The organism is Jeotgalibacillus marinus (genome assembly GCF_040801915.1).
Lineage (GTDB): Bacteria > Bacillota > Bacilli > Bacillales > Jeotgalibacillaceae > Jeotgalibacillus > Jeotgalibacillus marinus.
Genome location: NZ_JBFMIA010000020.1, coordinates 1 through 17,406, shown reverse-complemented (window position 1 = coordinate 17,406; position 17,406 = coordinate 1). Strand labels below are relative to the sequence as shown.

23 protein-coding genes, 1 pseudogene and 1 riboswitch are annotated in these 17,406 nt (G+C 36.4%); of the genes and pseudogenes, 17 read left to right on the top strand and 7 right to left on the bottom strand.

Annotated elements, in window-relative coordinates; genetic code table 11:
* Positions 1–2: 2 nt before the first annotated feature.
* On the bottom strand, positions 3–680 hold the full coding sequence (locus AB1471_RS14540; protein ID WP_367780497.1) for a GntR family transcriptional regulator: 678 nt from the start codon (positions 678–680) through the stop codon (positions 3–5).
* Positions 681–811: 131 nt separating this feature from the next.
* Between AB1471_RS14540 and AB1471_RS18365 the strand changes: the two are divergent.
* From AB1471_RS18365 to AB1471_RS14530, 3 genes and pseudogenes are all read left to right on the top strand, one after another.
* Positions 812–930, top strand: a pseudogene (locus tag AB1471_RS18365) (IS6 family transposase); the annotation flags it as partial.
* A 764-nt stretch (positions 931–1,694) separates the two neighbouring features.
* Positions 1,695–2,909 carry a cytochrome P450 family protein gene (locus AB1471_RS14535; RefSeq protein WP_367780496.1) on the top strand — a complete coding sequence of 405 codons (1,215 nt, stop codon included), beginning with the start codon at positions 1,695–1,697 and terminating at the stop codon, positions 2,907–2,909.
* Between the two features lie 305 nt (positions 2,910–3,214).
* Entirely contained in the window at positions 3,215–3,628 is a 414-nt protein-coding gene (locus AB1471_RS14530; RefSeq protein WP_367780495.1) for a VOC family protein, read from the top strand.
* Positions 3,629–4,066: 438 nt separating this feature from the next.
* Here the strand turns inward: AB1471_RS14530 and AB1471_RS14525 are convergent, their stop codons facing one another.
* Positions 4,067–4,231, bottom strand: coding sequence for a hypothetical protein (locus AB1471_RS14525; protein WP_367780494.1), 165 nt, complete (start codon positions 4,229–4,231; stop codon positions 4,067–4,069).
* 407 nt (positions 4,232–4,638) lie between these two features.
* On the opposite strand from AB1471_RS14525, the gene AB1471_RS14520 reads away from it, so the two are divergent.
* The 6 genes from AB1471_RS14520 to AB1471_RS14495 all read left to right on the top strand — a co-directional run bounded on the left by AB1471_RS14520 (position 4,639) and on the right by AB1471_RS14495 (position 7,623).
* The gene (locus AB1471_RS14520) at positions 4,639–4,836 is read left to right on the top strand and encodes a hypothetical protein (RefSeq protein WP_367780493.1); all 198 of its coding nucleotides are present in this window, start codon (positions 4,639–4,641) and stop codon (positions 4,834–4,836) included.
* 244 nt (positions 4,837–5,080) lie between these two features.
* Positions 5,081–5,281: a cold-shock protein gene (locus AB1471_RS14515; protein WP_367780492.1), complete on the top strand. Its 201-nt coding sequence runs from the start codon at positions 5,081–5,083 to the stop codon at positions 5,279–5,281.
* A 162-nt stretch (positions 5,282–5,443) separates the two neighbouring features.
* Positions 5,444–5,488, top strand: a riboswitch (PreQ1 riboswitch).
* Between the two features lie 101 nt (positions 5,489–5,589).
* The gene (queC, locus tag AB1471_RS14510; RefSeq protein ID WP_367780491.1) at positions 5,590–6,285 is read left to right on the top strand and encodes a 7-cyano-7-deazaguanine synthase QueC; all 696 of its coding nucleotides are present in this window, start codon (positions 5,590–5,592) and stop codon (positions 6,283–6,285) included.
* The gene (locus tag AB1471_RS14505) at positions 6,251–6,685 is read left to right on the top strand and encodes a 6-carboxytetrahydropterin synthase (protein WP_367780520.1); all 435 of its coding nucleotides are present in this window, start codon (positions 6,251–6,253) and stop codon (positions 6,683–6,685) included. The genes queC and AB1471_RS14505 overlap by 35 nt, the downstream gene beginning before the upstream one ends.
* A complete protein-coding gene (gene queE, locus AB1471_RS14500; RefSeq protein ID WP_367780490.1) occupies positions 6,685–7,425 on the top strand; it encodes a 7-carboxy-7-deazaguanine synthase QueE in 741 nt (246 codons plus the stop codon). Before AB1471_RS14505 ends, queE begins: the two co-directional genes overlap by 1 nt.
* A gap of 27 nt (positions 7,426–7,452) precedes the next feature.
* Positions 7,453–7,623: a hypothetical protein gene (locus tag AB1471_RS14495; protein ID WP_367780489.1), complete on the top strand. Its 171-nt coding sequence runs from the start codon at positions 7,453–7,455 to the stop codon at positions 7,621–7,623.
* Positions 7,624–7,699: 76 nt separating this feature from the next.
* Here the strand turns inward: AB1471_RS14495 and msrA are convergent, their stop codons facing one another.
* Complete coding sequence (gene msrA / locus AB1471_RS14490; RefSeq protein WP_367780488.1) at positions 7,700–8,227, bottom strand: peptide-methionine (S)-S-oxide reductase MsrA; 528 nt, start codon at positions 8,225–8,227, stop codon at positions 7,700–7,702.
* 184 nt (positions 8,228–8,411) lie between these two features.
* Here msrA and AB1471_RS14485 point away from each other — a divergent pair, with 184 nt between their 5' ends.
* Positions 8,412–9,353, top strand: a complete 942-nt coding sequence (locus tag AB1471_RS14485) for an LCP family protein (RefSeq protein WP_367780487.1) — start codon at positions 8,412–8,414, stop codon at positions 9,351–9,353.
* A 123-nt stretch (positions 9,354–9,476) separates the two neighbouring features.
* On the opposite strand, the gene AB1471_RS14480 is transcribed toward AB1471_RS14485, so the two are convergent.
* A complete protein-coding gene (locus AB1471_RS14480; protein ID WP_367780486.1) occupies positions 9,477–9,629 on the bottom strand; it encodes a lmo0937 family membrane protein in 153 nt (50 codons plus the stop codon).
* Positions 9,630–9,765: 136 nt separating this feature from the next.
* Between AB1471_RS14480 and AB1471_RS14475 the strand changes: the two genes are divergently transcribed.
* The 4 genes from AB1471_RS14475 to speD all read left to right on the top strand — a co-directional run bounded on the left by AB1471_RS14475 (position 9,766) and on the right by speD (position 12,412).
* Complete coding sequence (locus AB1471_RS14475; RefSeq protein WP_367780485.1) at positions 9,766–10,266, top strand: GNAT family N-acetyltransferase; 501 nt, start codon at positions 9,766–9,768, stop codon at positions 10,264–10,266.
* 22 nt (positions 10,267–10,288) lie between these two features.
* Positions 10,289–10,693 carry a sporulation protein gene (locus tag AB1471_RS14470; protein ID WP_367780484.1) on the top strand — a complete coding sequence of 135 codons (405 nt, stop codon included), beginning with the start codon at positions 10,289–10,291 and terminating at the stop codon, positions 10,691–10,693.
* 98 nt (positions 10,694–10,791) lie between these two features.
* A complete protein-coding gene (locus tag AB1471_RS14465) occupies positions 10,792–11,421 on the top strand; it encodes a metal-dependent hydrolase (RefSeq protein ID WP_367780483.1) in 630 nt (209 codons plus the stop codon).
* A 184-nt stretch (positions 11,422–11,605) separates the two neighbouring features.
* On the top strand, positions 11,606–12,412 hold the full coding sequence (gene speD, locus AB1471_RS14460; protein ID WP_367780482.1) for an adenosylmethionine decarboxylase: 807 nt from the start codon (positions 11,606–11,608) through the stop codon (positions 12,410–12,412).
* Between the two features lie 78 nt (positions 12,413–12,490).
* On the opposite strand, the gene AB1471_RS14455 is transcribed toward speD, so the two are convergent.
* Positions 12,491–12,619: a small acid-soluble spore protein P gene (locus tag AB1471_RS14455; protein WP_367780481.1), complete on the bottom strand. Its 129-nt coding sequence runs from the start codon at positions 12,617–12,619 to the stop codon at positions 12,491–12,493.
* Positions 12,620–12,706: 87 nt separating this feature from the next.
* Positions 12,707–12,841 carry a small, acid-soluble spore protein L gene (locus AB1471_RS14450; protein ID WP_367780480.1) on the bottom strand — a complete coding sequence of 45 codons (135 nt, stop codon included), beginning with the start codon at positions 12,839–12,841 and terminating at the stop codon, positions 12,707–12,709.
* A gap of 139 nt (positions 12,842–12,980) precedes the next feature.
* On the opposite strand from AB1471_RS14450, the gene AB1471_RS14445 reads away from it, so the two are divergent.
* From AB1471_RS14445 to AB1471_RS14435, 3 genes are all read left to right on the top strand, one after another.
* Entirely contained in the window at positions 12,981–13,244 is a 264-nt protein-coding gene (locus AB1471_RS14445; RefSeq protein WP_367780479.1) for a YtzC family protein, read from the top strand.
* Positions 13,245–13,915: 671 nt separating this feature from the next.
* Entirely contained in the window at positions 13,916–15,817 is a 1,902-nt protein-coding gene (locus AB1471_RS14440) for an endonuclease MutS2 (protein WP_367780478.1), read from the top strand.
* 25 nt (positions 15,818–15,842) lie between these two features.
* Positions 15,843–16,379 (top strand): GNAT family N-acetyltransferase, encoded by a 537-nt coding sequence (locus AB1471_RS14435; RefSeq protein WP_367780477.1) that lies wholly within the window; start codon positions 15,843–15,845, stop codon positions 16,377–16,379.
* 290 nt (positions 16,380–16,669) lie between these two features.
* On the opposite strand, the gene AB1471_RS14430 is transcribed toward AB1471_RS14435, so the two are convergent.
* The gene (locus AB1471_RS14430) at positions 16,670–17,398 is read right to left on the bottom strand and encodes a CsxC family protein (protein ID WP_367780476.1); all 729 of its coding nucleotides are present in this window, start codon (positions 17,396–17,398) and stop codon (positions 16,670–16,672) included.
* Positions 17,399–17,406 lie beyond the last annotated feature (8 nt).

The following is a 17,406-nucleotide window of genomic DNA, read 5'->3' as shown; positions in this document are numbered from 1 at the left end:
CTTCACCCCTTGTTTTTTCTCCATAAATCCAAACTTGTTTTCATCATTTCTCTTGTAATCCTTTCCACCACAGTCAGATCGTTCTGTAGAAGGGAATGTAACAGGTCAGCATAGTACTTTCTTGAAATCATTCTGTGAATCTTATCACTAAAATATATTTCAGCCATTTTAGGATAAACGTCATGGAAACTATTGAGTAATAACAAATAAACAGGATTAGGAGACAAACGAGCAAGGCTAAGTTGCAAACCCCAGTCATATTCAGCGAAGGATTTCGGGTCATCCTCTAACTCATCGATGTTGGAAAATAGGGAAATCACCTTAACAGGATGATTTGATGCCGCATCTTTTGTATACGCAGGAGTAATGGAAATACGTAACTCTAACATGTGTTGAAAAAAATGAATGGGGATGTTTTCATACATTTGAATCATTCTTACGATTGTCATCAAATTGCCACTCTGCCAATAGTCATTCACAACAGGTGGCATTCCTTTACGTAACGAGATCCAACCATCACGTTCTAATCGCTGCAATACCTCTCTTATCGTTGGTCTTCCTACTTGAAAATGAATGGCAAGTTCTCGTTCTGATAAAAGGGATTCTTCAGGTTGTAATTCACCTTCTAAAATGGACTCCAACAGCTTTCTTTCAATTAAGTCCGTGGACCGTTCATTCAAAAAATCACCTCTCTCTTTGGTAAGACCATATATTTTTATTGGTATTACCAATTATACTACATAATGGTCGGATTATTCTATCTTTTTAAAATTGCTGTTTCAAGGGTTCTGGTGCAAAAACATCAAGATCCATGCAAGTAATCTCTAAAACTTGGACACTTAAATGGAAGCACTATCAGCCGACATCATCCTATTAACTGTAAGATGGTGCATAAGCTTTCGTGATTTATTGGAAATGTTGGAGGAACAAGTGTCTCTAAGTAAATAAACATGTCTTTGATTCAAAGTATATTAAAATAAAAAAGTGTTTTATAGATTAGGAGAGAACAAAAATGGCTAAACGGCATTTCCAACTTGTTTCAGTATGTTCAAGATGATTTTCTTTTTATTAGCCATTAGATTCCCTGATAAACAAAGTAGATGAAGAAGAAAACAAGAAGAATAATTTCTTCAGAAGAATACACAAAAAAATTATTGACTTTTTTGACTATTCATTCAATAATTATTTTATAATAATTTTCAAAAAGCAGAATGACTGTTTCATGAAGAAAATCTTTTTTTCATAGCAAGTTTCGCGCTATTTTTTTCTATGTTTAGTTCCTCAAAATCAGCAGGTGCACAAGTTCCAGTTCCCTGAGCCAGGCAGTGGTGGGAAAGACAAAACCATACTAGATCCTTTTATGGACTAGGAAAAGGTTGTGTCAAGGCAAACAAAATCGTCTGTAAGTATTTTTTGTCTTTTTCTTTTTTGATTTCTCCTGAAATGAGCCTATAGAACTTATTCCAATATAGAATTTCGTTTTTTTGTTGCTCTAGCATACACATACTTTGCAAGTAAAACCCTAAAAACTGGTATTACTGTTTGATTTAATGCTTACTGTCGCCGGGTTTAATGCAGGTTTTTTCGTAGGTTAAGGTTGAATTAAAACACGAAGGGAAATAAACAGACTGGATAAAGAATGGGGCAAGTGCATCCGAGTTTTCGTATTAAAAATCTTACTATGGAGGATTTGTATGAAAAAAGTGGCTTTTGATCTTTACTCATCAGAATATCAGAACAATCCGTACCCAACGCTATCCAATTTAAGAAAATATGAACCTATCCACGAATTTACGGTTAACAAAAGAGAAGTCAGTTGGTTAATTACACGTTACAGTGATGTTGTAGCTCTCTTTAAAGATGAAAGACTCACAAAAGATTTGCGGAATGTGATGTCTGAAGACGAGTTAAAACAAACCATTGAAATTAAGGAAGCGGATTTTATAATCAATAATATGCTTTTTAAGGATCCACCTGACCATAGACGTTTACGCTTTTTGGTTCAAAAGGTTTTTACTCCACGCATGATTGAAGGTTTAAGAACAAGAATTGAGGAAATTTCTGCAAATCTTCTTGAAGATTTGGAAACAAAGAGAAGTGTAGATCTAATGGAAGATTACGCAGCTCCCTTACCCATTATCGTGATCTCAGAAATGATGGGTATTCCAGTAGCGGATCGCAATCAATTTAGAATCTGGTCAAATGCAGTTACGGATATTTCAAACGGTACTGAAGATATAGAGAAACTCAACTCTTATGTAAAAGAATTCATTGATTATCTCGAAATACTCATTGAGGAAAGAAGACAATCTCCACAAGACGATATCATTAGTGGTCTAGTAATGGCTGAAGAAGACGGGAAGAATCTTTCCAAAAAAGAGCTCCTCTCTATGCTTTTCCTCCTAATCGTCGCGGGTCATGAAACAACTGTCAATTTGATCGGTAATGGTATGTTAGCCCTCCTTCAACATCCTGAACAGCTAGAAAAATTAAGAACGCATCCTGAACATATAAAAACAGCAGTTGAGGAATTATTACGGTTTACCAACCCAGTCGAAATTGCAACGGCACGTTATGCGTTAGAGGATATGACTCTTTACGGTAAAGAGATCAAAAAGGGAGAGCTGATACTTTTAAGTATTGCCGCAGCTAATCGTGATCCGGAGTGCTTCGACAATCCTGAAAAACTAGATATTACGAGAGAACGAAATAAACATATTGCATTTGGCTTTGGGATGCACCATTGTTTAGGTGCACCACTTGCTCGTCTGGAAGGTCAAATAGCGTTTAGCGCTCTTATTCAACGCTTTCCAAATATTAAACTCGATGTTGACGAACATGAAATCAAGTGGAGACATTCTGAAATTTTCAGAGGTCTTGTGGAGTTGCCAATTAAGTTGGGGGAATAGCCCTGATCTTAGAGAGTTTTTAAAAGAATCTAGCTTTATATAAATTGTGAAATTTTCTTATTAAGCTAAAGGCAACATGAATCGAAGTTCTCTTTTGCAGTTTAAGTGATTTTTTTCAATAACACTTAATCCACAATCGGGTGCGTTTGACTTTTTATATTTTAGGTCTTGATAAACTTTAAACCTACAACTATCTATAATTGTTAAAACAACAATTAAGGTATATACGTGTAGATATCTGTACAGGATTATTTGAATAAATAAAATTCGACGCATTCGCGAACATGTAAAATGAGGTGACTGATATGGGAGAATACATGAATGATCAATATGTTGTGGCTCAATATAGAGTTGCTAGGCCAACGAATGACATTGGAGAAATAAAACGATTTTATAAACAGGGTCTAGGATTAAAAGAAATAGGATCCTTTAATGATCACGAAGGATTTAACGGTGTTATGTTCGGGCTTCCAGGAAAGGAGCACCATTTAGAATTTACACAGAATGATCAAATCACAACATGTTCTCCACCTTCTAAGGATAACCTATTAGTCTTTTATTTCCCTGAAATTCAGGATCGGGACTCGATCGCCAAGCGTTTAGTAGATTTAGGCTATAAATCTGTCGAACCAGAAAATCCATATTGGAAACAAAAGGGGATTACAATTGAAGATCCTGATGGCTGGAGAATTGTATTAATGAATACCGAGGGGATATAAATAGATATATACTAAAGCTGTTTTTTTCCCGTAAATAGGCTTCTTCCGATTGTAAAATAATCAAGGGATAGAATGAACTCCACTTATCGGACATCTAAAGAGGAACTGTCGGACGTAACACTCAAGGAAAGCCACCACTTCAAACAAAGTTAAGTGGTGGATAGTAGGAAAACGTCTTTATTGATAAAGAGAAGATCAAGCTGATTGGGATAGAGAAAGAGAGACTCATACTAGACCGAACGGTTGTGGGAGGTAATGATTGATAACACTTCTGGTGTGTTGGTGGAGGATTTATTATTCGAAACTTTAAAGATAACGGGATAAGATTATCCACGCCCTTTATCTAAATGCTTTTTACTGAACTATTTTGAAGGACCTGTATTGGAATCATTTACACACATAAAAAACATCCATGCGGATAACCACATGGATGTTTTTTTACATTTCCTCGTCTACATATTGCCATCCATCGTCACGGTGTTCTGCTAATTCTTGGACTTCATCTTCTTTCATTCCATAGCTTAGAAGCTGATGAGCCTTCACTGTGCTTGACTCGCGCTTATCGTTATCATGCTGCACGTTTTCATGCTCTAATCGGTTCATCAAAACCACCTCCACGAAATTCATCATTCTTAACGAGAGGATATCATTTTACTTCCACATTTATTGTATCTTGATTTTCTTATTTTATGCAGATGATTCAACTTTCAAAAAGTCAATCACCGATTCTTTTCCTCGAAGATGAGGAGGACTCTTTGCCTATCCTCAAAGTTGTCTAATAAGTTTTCACATTCTTTCGGGCTGTTCCATCATTACGAAGTATTGTTTTGCTTCTTCGTCCTGGTACATTCTCCTTTGTAATGCTTTCCGACTTTAACTAGATTGAACGCAACTTAACGAAATGACGTTTAAATATAATCTACTTAGTAGCAACTAAGAATTCAATAAATAATACACACAAATAAATACTGGGTGAATACACTACTTATGAAAAGAATAGGAGGTCATACATGATGGGAATGAAACGTTTTGCTTTACTAGGACTTGGTGCAGCTGGGTATGCTTATTTCAAAAAGAAGGGGAACCGTGACAAAGCTAAAGTTGCATTTGACGATTCAAAAGTGAAATTCACACAATTTGTTGACCACACGAAAAAATCAATAAACGATTATCGAGATAAAGGTCAAAAAACAGTTGAAAAAAGCTGATCGTTACGCATGTACGAATAACATAACCCGCCAAATAGACGGTCTGTTTTCCTGCTAATCATTCCTACTTTGACATTGACTGTCAATTGAGGTATACTATGACTAGACACTATTTGCAGATTAAAATGGTTTCACTTATATAAAGCGGGAGTACGATGGAAGCTTTATAATGAGTGAATATTTTTTTTGATCATGGTTTTATGCAACTAGCTTTGGACTCTGGATCGTGAAGGGAGACTACCATATGTTTCAACGTAAACCGACAGAAGAAGTTGTAAAAGAAGACACTGCTGTATGGGAGTGTTCATCGGATGAATGTAAAGGCTGGATGAGAGCGAATTTTTCCGGTCATGATGAAGGATCCCCGACATGTCCAATTTGCGGTAGCGACATGGCAGAAGGAACACGCTTACTAGAAGTCATACCGAACCCACGTAAATTTTAATGAGTAACGACCATTTCTGAATATAGAAATGGTCGTTTTTATGGTTCAAACGACGAGTGGTTAGGATCAACTGTCGTACAAAAGGGATAGTCATCCACTAGTTAACATTCTATTCTCCACAAGGTACGTACATGTGTTATGATAAAACTAATTATATTGAAATAAGAAGAGGTTCGCGACCATCCCTCTATAAAAAACTAGGACTAATTGCAGGGATACCTGTGTTTTTTAGTGCTTATCTTTTTTCGTGAACACTCTTACTTCTTTCAGATGGCTATTTTAGCTGCAAAAGGAGAGGAGCTTTTTTTATGAACAAAAATAATAAGGCTTTGGTCGTTTTTAGTGGTGGCCAAGATAGTACAACGTGTTTGTTTTGGGCAAAACAGCAATTTGACGAAGTAGAAGTTGTGACGTTCGAGTATGGACAGCGCCATATTGAAGAGATTGATGTGGCGAAAACAATTGCGAAAGAATTAGATGTAAACCACCATGTATTAGATATGAGTTTATTAAATCAATTGGCACCATCAGCGTTAACACGAAATGACCAAAAGATTGAGCTAAAAGAAGGTCAGTTACCTTCAACCTTTGTCCCTGGACGTAATCTTTTGTTTATGTCATTTGCCGCTGTGTTAGCGAAGCAAATTGGTGCACGTCACCTTGTAACTGGTGTATGTGAGACTGATTTTAGTGGTTATCCGGATTGCCGTGATGTATTTATAAAGTCGCTTAATGTTACGGTGAATTTATCAATGGAAGAAGATTTTATCATTCATACACCTCTAATGTGGCTTGATAAAGAGCAAACATGGGCTTTAGCAGATGATTTAGGTGCTTTTAATTATGTGCGTTATAACACATTAACGTGTTACAACGGCATACAAGGTGAGGGTTGTGGCTCATGTCCAGCATGTAAGCTCCGCAGCCGTGGCATGGAACGCTATTTAGAGAAAAGGGAGGCGGAAAATGATGATTCAGCAAATTTATCCCACTCCCACACATGATTTCTCTTACGAATTAAATAAGGACTTTCATTTTGCGGCAGCACACTCGATTCCACATGAGACAGCTGGAAAATGTCAGTACGTACATGGTCACACGTATTATGCCAACGTGACGATTGCTGGTGAGGACTTGAATGAGTTAGGATTTCTTGTTAACTTTCAAACGATTAAAAAGTTGCTTCATGATCGATTTGATCACGGAGTAATGAATGATGATGAGTTTTTTTCTGAAAAAAGTAATGAGTTTCCATCAACTGAAGTCGTTGCACGCCTAATGTATGAAATTATACAAGAATATTTAGATACAACAGAGAACAAACCTACGTGCCTCCAAATCTTTTTACGCGAAACACCAACAAGCTATGTTGTGTACCGCCCGAAAAGAGGAGGTAAAGCCTAATGCAGCAACTAAAGGAAAAGAAAATTCCTGTGATGGAAATTTTCGGTCCAACCGTCCAAGGGGAAGGGATGGTGATCGGTCAAAAAACAATGTTCATTCGTACAGCAGGTTGTGATTACAGTTGTGCGTGGTGCGATTCATCTTTTACGTGGGATGGATCTGCAAAAGATGAAATTCGACAGCTTACAGTGAACGAAATTGTAGAAGAGCTTCATCAAACGGGAGACGACTCATTTTCCCATGTGACCATTTCAGGAGGTAACCCTGCATTACTTCGTCATATGGGAGGACTCGTTGATGCGTTACATGAGCAAGAGATCACCGTGGCACTTGAAACACAGGGAAGCATTTGGCAAGACTGGTTTCTAGAAATTGATGATCTTACACTTTCTCCAAAACCACCAAGCTCTATGATGAAACCAAATATGGCTATCCTTGACGAGATTATGGATCGTTTAAAAGTCCGCCATGTGTCGACCTATTCATTAAAAGTCGTTATTTTTGATGAAAAAGATTTAGATTTTGCGCAAGAGTTGCATGAGCGGTACCCGGGTATTCCATTTTACATTCAAACCGGCAATGACCAAGTTCATGAAGAAAATGACAAACGACTTGTGAGTGACCTTATTTCACGTTATGAGTGGCTGATTGATCGCGTAATGGAGCGTCCAGTCCTCAACCGTGTCCGGGTTTTACCTCAGCTGCATACGTATGTTTGGGGGAATAAGCGTGGCGTGTAAAACCCTTATCCAACAAGGTGAGCAAGTATGACTCTAGGTGTAATCCTAACAATCACAGCGCTGCTCATCCTACTATGGCAATTAAAAAAACCTAACGAAAATCGTAACGTAGTCATTCTGTTTTTCGCATTTGTTATGGCTCTTTTTGGTCTATGGGCGATTTTTGATTGGGTTATGTTTAATACGTGGTTAGTATAAATGCGAAGATGGATTGCCACAAAACGAGTGAAAAAAAGTGTCATGTGGTCCTTTGATAGGACTCACATGACACTTTTTATTTTTTCCAGTGCTCGTTAATAAACTCATCACGCCCCGATTGTGCACGATCTTTTTTATATTCATTCGGATTTTTTTTATAATAGTCTTGGTGAGATTCATCCGCTTCATAAAATGCTACTGCTGGGACAATGGGTGTGACGATTGGTTTTTTATAGCGACCACTTTGAGCAAGTTGCTGTTTTAATTTTTCTGCTTTTACGCGTTGCTCATCATTGTGGTAAAAAATACTTGCACGGTACGATGGACCTCGATCTTGAAATTGACCTTCGTCATCTGTTGGATCAACTTGTTGCCAGTAGATCTCAAGTAATTGATCATAGGAAAACAGCGCAGGATTAAACGTAATTTCCACTGCTTCTTGATGGCCGGAAGTTCCAGATTTTACTTCTTCATACGTTGGGTTTTGGATCCTTCCACCAGTATAGCCCGATACAATTTTTTCAATGCCATCATATTGGTCAAATGGTTTCACCATGCACCAAAAACATCCTCCAGCAAATGTTGCTTTTTGGAGTGAATTCATTTTTAACGCCTCCTAAGCGAACGTTCATAATCAGATTTCACGATATTCTATCATTTTAAAACAAAATCTACCACCATTTACTTTTAAAGATCGCTGTTTTTCTGTAAACTGTAACAAATCATGACGAATATCGGTCTATATATAGGAGTAGAATAAATACGAAAAACGTTTTTCAGGAGGCATTATGGAAACCAGAAAGCAACTGCGAAAAAAAAGGAAAAAAAAGCGTAAAAAAGGTCGGTTTTTTTTACCAGTTATGATCTTCTTAATAATTGGCGTTTTTGCTTATGCTGGAACCCAATATTGGTTAGGTACACAAATATCAAAAGATGCAGAAGCACTTAATTATAATTTTGAAAATGAGTTCCAAGGTGTAAAAAACCAAGACGGCAAAATAAATGTGTTGTTAATTGGTGTTGACAGTAGAGGAGAAGAGCAATCACGCTCTGATACAATGATGATTGCACAATGGGATGGCAAAGACGATGAAATCAATATTGTGTCGTTGATGCGTGACATTTATGTTGATATTCCTGAGTATTCGGGGTACAAGCTCAATACAGCTTTTTATTTAGGTGGTCCTGAACTATTGCGTCAAACGATCAAAGAAAATTTTGATGTTGATGTGGAACATTATATGATAATGGACTTTGTCGCATTTGAAAGTATGATCGATGCACTCGCTCCAGGAGGCATCCAGATAGACGTTGAAAAAGCGATGTCTGAAAACATTGGCGTTACATTAGAACCAGGTATTCAGCATTTAAATGGACAAGAATTGTTAGGCTATGCAAGATTTCGTGCAGATAGTGAAGGGGACTTTGGTCGAGTACGTCGTCAGCAACAAGCTATTGAAGCGCTGAAAGCGCATGTCATTAGCTTTAATGGTGTTCTGAAGGCTCCTAAATTACTTGGGATTGCTCAGCCATATATTGAAACAAACATGACTAGTCTTCGTCAGATTGAAATCATGAGTAGAATTTTACTCAGTGGTGGTGGAGAGTTACAGCGCTTAACTGTTCCGTTGGAGGGAACGTATTCGGATGCACGCTATGAAGGGGTAGGGGCTGTTCTAGAACTTGATTGGCAGAAGAACAACGCTGCTTTAAAAGAGTTTTTAGAATAACTAGGATCAAATGGATAAAATCACTCGATGTAGCCTTAAAATACTCCTTCTAACAAAGACCACACATTCTTAGTTAACTTAAGAACAACGCCCAGGACACTTGCCCTGGGCGTTGTTCATCATCTATGACTTTTTCCGACCTGTAATAAGGTTGTAAATGACTAAAATAATTGCGATGACGATAAGGATATGAATCACACCACCTGCAATTTTAAACAGCAGTCCTGCAAGCCAAATAATAATTAAAATGACAATAATCCACCAAAGTAATTTCATCAAAGGCACCCTCCTTTTTTATGTTGGTATATATACTGTTCCCTGACATGATCCACATAACCCTTTTTTGGTTGAAGGTTGCAAGATCACTGCGGTACAATAAGTTGAATATCGAAAATGAAAGTAGGGAAATTAGTTGAATCTAACATTTACGAAAGCTTTGTCAACAAAAGAACCGATGGCCATGATCCAAACTGTGTCGATATGGCTGAATCAAAAAAACATCAATCAGTGGCAAAACTTTGTAAATGGAGAAGCAGATGAAGTCATTAAACAAGCAGTAGAACGAGGAGAAACATGGCTCGTTTTTGATGGTGTAGAACCGATAGCAACTTTTAATATGGCCACACGTCAAAATAATTGGGATGTAAACTTATGGGGGGATAAAAACGACCGTGCTTATTACCTTCACCGAGTAGCAATCAAACCAGCCTATATGAAAACAGGAATTGGGGAACACATCTTATCGTACGTCGAGCAAACAGCAACATCTGAAAACATTCCAGCTGTGCGTTTAGATTGTGTCCAATCAAGTCAAAAATTAAACGATTATTATCAATCGAATGGGTATAATGTAGTATCAATAAAAGATGGATTTACCTTATATGAAAAGCACGCTGTAAAAGATCATACATAAGATTGTGATAGGAGGGGATGACATGCTTGAAAAATTTTTTTCATCCATTGGTTTTGGAGGTGTAGAAGTTGATACCAATATTGACCGAAACACCTTTTCACCTGGGGAAACCGTTAAAGGAACCATGCACGTGAAGGGTGGAAATGCCGACCAAGAAATTAATGGAATCAAGCTGACTCTTTTTGTCACACATAATGAAGTGCGAGAAGATAGCGATTTGTCCTATTACGATGAAGAACTGACGCAAGTGATTCTCAAAGATCTAACAAAAATAAAAGCTAAGGAAGAAAAAAAGCTGCCATTCCAAATCCAGTTGAAAAATAATCACCCAAAGACAGGAGAGAATGTAGAGTCATTCATCCAAACGAAATTACTTGTGATAAACGGAGTGGATCCAGCAGATAAGGATATCATTATCATCAAATAAATAATATCCTTTTGTCAAATTTCCTAGCCATAAGATCATACGTTCGGTATAATAGGTAATAACTATGATCTATAGGAAAGAAAAGGATGAGGCACATCATGAAAGGAACTTCACATGCAATAGTTGGCGCAACTGCCGGACTCAGCGTGGCCGTTTGGCAAGATACCGCGCCAGCGGCGACAGGATTGTTAATCTTGCTTGGCGGCTTTTCTGCACTTGCACCCGATTTAGATACGAATGGCAAGCTTTCCAATCGAATGTCACTTCACCGTAAATGGCTTTGGTTTGCACTTGCATCGATAGGTGTCTTACTCGGTACATTTAGCCTAATTACATTAGATGGAATCATAAGAATCATTGGCACTGGCATTGCATTGACTATGATAATTGTACCACGATTTATAATCAATCAGCGATTTATGGTTTTGTTATCAGGGCTCACCATCACAGGGTTGGGGTGGTTTTGGGGCGAAACGTGGATCTTTTTATTTGGTTTGTTTACCATTGCAGCAACCTTTTTGCCGCATCGGGGTCCGACACATTCGATCATTGGCTTACTCTTTTTTAGTGGGATTGCCTATTTTCTCGAGCAAAGCATGTCCATCAACGGCATTTTGCTGGCATGTATCGCTGGCTACTTAAGCCATCTCATACTCGACATGAAATGCCTACCATTTAATAAAAAGGGTGTTAAATGGTTCCAGCCAGTTTTTAATCGTGAATTTTAACACCTGTAAGACACTAAGCCATGATCGGTTTAGTGTCTTTTTACTAAACACTCCTACTGTCGTATTATTTCAAAAAAATGATACAATAGATGCGTGTATTAAATGAATAACTGATCTCCGTTTAGGGTTTTGCTAACAGGGTACCCTACACCTAAACGGATGCAACACAGAGGGGGTTTTCGCATTGAAATTAACTCAAGAAAAAAGAATCCAACTACATGAATTCAACAATTTAACAAAATCATTGAGCTTTAATATGTACGACATATGCTATACAAAATCAAAACAAGAGCGTGAAGCTTACATAGAGTATATTGATGAGCAATATAACGCTGATCGTTTAACAAGCATTTTGACGAACGTCGCGGATATCATCGGTGCTCATGTATTGAACGTGGCTAAGCAAGACTATATTCCACAAGGGGCGAGTGTGACCATTTTGGTATCCGAAGGTCCGATTGTGGAAGTTCCAACCGAATCGTTTGAGGAATCACCTGGACCTCTCCCATCCACCGCTGCACTTCAACTTGATAAAAGCCATATTACGGTTCACACCTATCCTGAATACCACCCTTATGAAGGAATTAGTACGTTCAGAGCAGACATCGACGTATCAACATGTGGTGAAATTTCACCTCTGAAAGCACTTCACTACTTAATCCACTCATTTGATACGGACATTATGACTATGGATTATCGCGTAAGAGGCTTTACGCGTGACGTCAGTGGTCATAAACTTTTTATCGATCATGACATTACTTCCATTCAAAACTTCATCCCAGAAGAGATCAAAGAAGAATACGATATGATTGATGTGAACGTGTATCCGCAAAACATTTTCCATACGAAATGCAGGCTCAAAGAATTTGACTTAAACAATTACTTGTTCGGTTACAAAAAGGATATACTTGAAGAAAATGAAATCAAGAACATCACTCAAAAGCTAAAAATGGAAATGGACGAAATTTTTTACGGGAAAAATATGACCTGACTATCCAAACATTAACGAATCAAAAAGCGCTCTGAGCACATTACTCAGAGCGCTTTTTGTATATACTAACGGAAATTCTTACATGTCATGACTACTATGCTTTTTTTGTCTGGAGTGCTTTTGATTTTTAACCTTATGAGATCCGCTCATTGGTTTTGGTTGACCCGATTGATGATTATTTTCCTTTGAATTGTTATTTTCACTCATATCAAACACCTCCTACCTATAGATTCCGTATTTTCATTTGTACTATACTTTGATTTCAATACAGCACGTTTAAAGGGGAATTACTTTTTATTTAGTATGGCTCTTTTTTGCTGCCTGCTCTAGCTTCGATTTCGGGCTCGTATCACCTGTTCCTCCACCACTATAGCCTTGAGGATTTACTCCACTAAACGCATCTTTTCCACGGTTTTTATTTTTGCTCAACACAAACACCTCCTGCTAATACTATTTGCTAAAAATTCACTCGCTAGCATGGTAAATATTTGATCAATCCCTGCACATACTAACGTAACGCAATGCGCTGTTTTACTGAACCATTTACCAAACACGAGGAGGAACCAATATGGCTACAAGAGAATCCGTAGATGAATGCATTCATCACTGTCAAGACGTAATTAACATTGCACAAGATCAATACAAAGAAGCTTCGTTACAAGAACATATCAATGATGAGGGTTACACTGAATCTCAATTAAAATTAGAACAAGCATACATCGAACTCGAAAAACTGAAAGACAGTGCAAACGCACAACAAAAAGAAGATTTAGATCGTGTGAGGGTACAACTTCAGGAAATGCAGAACAAGATGATCCTTCTAAGACATTGATAAACGAACTGATTTACGTGCTGAGAGCAGCAGTACTGTAGATCAGTTTTTATTCTCTGTCATGCGATATAATTGGTATAAGTACAATTAGTGTAGATTTGAAATAAAGTTTAACCGTTTATCAATATATTCTCTGGAAAAGTGTGTAAAGACCTTATGGAATCAGTCTTTCCTTATTCAATTGGGCCAATCTGTGGAATGTATTTCAACTTTACTTTTTTAATAATGAATAGTATAATCGCGTTAATTAGATTTCAATGGATATAACTATAAATTAAAGAGAGGTGCTTTTGGTGAGTGTGATAGGTTCTAAATAGGAAGAATTTAATGAAATAAATAAGATGACAAAAGGAAATTATATATTCAATATTCCTTATTTTGTTATGTATTTATTTCAAAACCTATGAGATACCTACAATACTTTATAAAGCGTGTAATAATAATGAGATAGCTACATTTTTTAATGGCTTATTTCAATATATATGTATATTACACATGCCTTGTAAATGTAAAAAAAGCTGTGGTATCCCCGCAGCTTTTTTATGTTTATTTTTATACGGAAATGGTGGAGTATACCAACTTTTCCTATTTCATGATTGAAATCGCATTGAAATCTAATGGGTAGGTATCTTCATTTATGAGTTAATAAATCATAGTGAGGAGAATAGAAAGTGAATAATACAACTTATGAAAAGTTAGAATTTAATGAGTTAAAAGAAATAGCTAAATCTTATTGCGTAAGTGGATTAGGTAAACAATTGATAGATAAATTGAAACCAAACTCAAATATAAGAGTAGTTAAAAACCGCTTGAATGAAACAACAGAAGCACGAGCGATATTAGATGCAGAAGGACATGTACCATTTTTAGGAGTTTCTAATATTGAAAATACGATACGAAATCTTGAAAAAGGAATCATTCTAGATGCAAGTGAATTGGTAAGCGTATCTGACTTTTTAAGAGGATGTAGAAGAATTAAAAAATTTATGTCGGATAAAGAGTTTTATGCACCAGTTCTAACATCGCACGCGGGTTCAATGACCGAATTCCAAAGCGTTGAAGAAGAAATTAATTTTTCAATCAAAGGAAACAGTGTTGATTCTGCGGCAAGTAGCCAATTAAAACGTATACGAAGTAACATCGAATCAACTGAAGAAAAAATTAAAGATCGCTTAAATAAATTCTTAAATAATAGCAACAATAAGAAGTATATCCAAGAATTCTTTATTAGTAAGAAATACGATCGATACACAATTCCTATTAAAGCTTCTTATAAAAATCAAGTTGAAGGAACAGTAGTCGAAATTTCTTCTAAAGGTTCCACAGTATTTATAGAACCAAATACCGTTACAAAATTAAATGGAGAACTTGCAAGCCTAAAAGCTGACGAAGCGATGGAAGAATATCAAATATTAGCTACTCTATCGGGAACGTTATTAGAGAACATTTATGCAATCAAGATAAACATGGATCTTATTAGCCAATATGATATGGTGTTCGCAAAAGCGAAATTTAGCAACATTATTGGCGGAGTAGAACCAAAAATAAATGATCATGGCTATATAAAATTAGTTAATTGTAAACACCCACTTTTAAAAGGAGCAGTACCGCTTAATTTTGAAATTGGGAAAAATTATCGTAGCTTAATTATTACGGGGCCAAATGCCGGCGGGAAAACGATTGTTCTAAAAACAATTGGATTAGTAACATTGTCGACAATGTTAGGTTTCCACATTATTGCGGACAAGGAAACGGAACTTGCAATATTTGATAACATCTTTGTAGACATTGGTGACAATCAAAGTCTAGAAAATGCTCTAAGTACATTTTCATCTCATATGAAAAACCTTTCGGAAATTATGAGGGCATCAAATAATAATACACTTTTACTATTTGATGAAATAGGAAGTGGTACGGAACCGAATGAAGGTGCGGCACTTGCGATTTCAATTTTAGAAGAATTTTATCATATGGGATGTATTACAGTGGCGACCACTCACTATGGTGAAATTAAACGCTTTTCAGAAATGCACAATGACTTTATGAATTCAGCAATGCGATTTAATAACGAAACATTGGAACCAATGTATAAATTGATGATAGGAAAATCAGGGGACAGTAATGCCCTTTGGATTTCTAAAAAAATGAATGTAAGAGAAAATGTGCTACAAAAAGCCAAAGATTATATGGAAAATAAAGAGTATCATTTAGAATCTGTGAGTCCCGAAAAAATAAGGAAGCCTAAGATCGTCAAAGAAAAACCTCAAGATATGTATGAATACAAAAAGGGGGATCGCGTGAAATTACTAGAACATGATGATTTTGGAATTGTATACAAAGATGATATAGACAATTTCTCTAATGTTGTTGTGTTCTATAAAGGTGAATTTATTGACGTAAATGTTAAGAGAATCTCATTAGAGGTAGCGGCGAAAGAATTATACCCTGATGGATATGATTTAGAAACATTGTTTGTGGATCATAAAACGCGAAAAATGAATCATGATATAGAGCGTGGTTCGAAAAAACTACTTCGCAAAATAGAAAAAGAAATAAGAAATAGAGGAAAATAGAGGATGATAGGAGGGGAGATCAAAAATGAATATTAACATTAGACAAGAACTTACAAAAGAATATAGGTTGACAGAAGAAGTTGTAAAACAATCATTTTTAAATGAAACATTTAGTGATAAGACAGAACATCGACTTGTACACCGGATCAGAAAATCGGACGCTTTCATTCCAGAATTATCTTTAGTGGCAATTAATAAAGATAAAGAAGTTGTTGGTCATATTCTTTTATCTAAAATAAAAATTATTAATGACAATCATTCTGAAGAATCACTTGCTCTTGCTCCAGTTTCAGTCTTACCAGATTATCAAAATAAAGGTATAGGAAGGTTTTTAATTCTTGAATCATTAAAAAAAGCCAACGAACTTGGATACAATTCTGTAGTTGTAATGGGGCACCCAGAATATTATCCAAAATTCGGGTTTAAAAAAGCATCTTTATGGAAAATAAAAGCACCTTTCGAAGTACCAGAAGAGACATTTATGGCATTGGAGCTGAGAGAAAATGCTCTTGATAATGTTTCAGGAGTTGTTAAATATTCAAGTGCATTTTTGACCTTTTGAATTAGTTGAGAACAACTTCCTCTTAAAAAGACTGGGAGGTTATCCAACAAAACATTATGAAATTAATATTTTATTGATTACAGCTACGTTTTTTTATTGTATACAAAAAGGGGTTGATTATAAATCAATCCCTTTTTGTTTTTCGAAGGTGCATGTTGTTAAGCTAACGGGAGCGTTAATGGAAGAAGGTTTGTTAAAAATGATCAAACATTTTTATAAATAATGCTCTCGGAATTCGCCTTCGTCTTCAAATTCTACAGGTACAAGTTTACATTGCGTTAAAAATACATCTATGGTTTAGGCCCATTCACGTCAACTTGTTGTAGTTGTAATACTTTTACAGTAAGGTCAACGACAATTTTTTCGCGTAGTGTATCAAACGTTTCATGCACATCTGTAGGGCATGGAGAAAAATCAATTTCAAAAAAATCGGCACTGACTAACTCGCCATACGGTTGCTCATTATAAAACACACTATTTTCAAAGAAGTATTTATCTTGACGTGGCGTAATCCCATCTTTCGGATTAATAAATCGAGAACTACTTGCTGAAGATCCATTTAAAATGGGGAAATTTAAAAATGTAGTTGTTGATTCAGATCCTTCTGCACCTATTTCTGTGAAACCAGAAAATGGAACATCGGCAATTCGATCTTGAATGACACCTTTACAGTCCTTTGTCGCATATTCAATGTTTTTGCGAATAAATCCTCCTACAAATAATTTAGCTTTTGTTACGAAACGGTCTGGGGATCCAAGTACAGCTCCAAATTCTACAGGTACAAGTTTACATTGCGTTAAAAATACATCTTTTAACACTCGCTTAATTTCGAATGCGGGTGGATCAAGTGGAATATCTGCTTCAACAACGATTTGAATTTTGGGCTCTACTAATACAACTGGAACTTTAATGAACCATACAGGAGAAGGAGAAGGTGTGATTGGTTCACTAGTTAAAGAGGGTTGTGTCATCGACTCTACTGGACAAACAGGATCAATTTTATGATGGTTTTTACTCATTAACTATC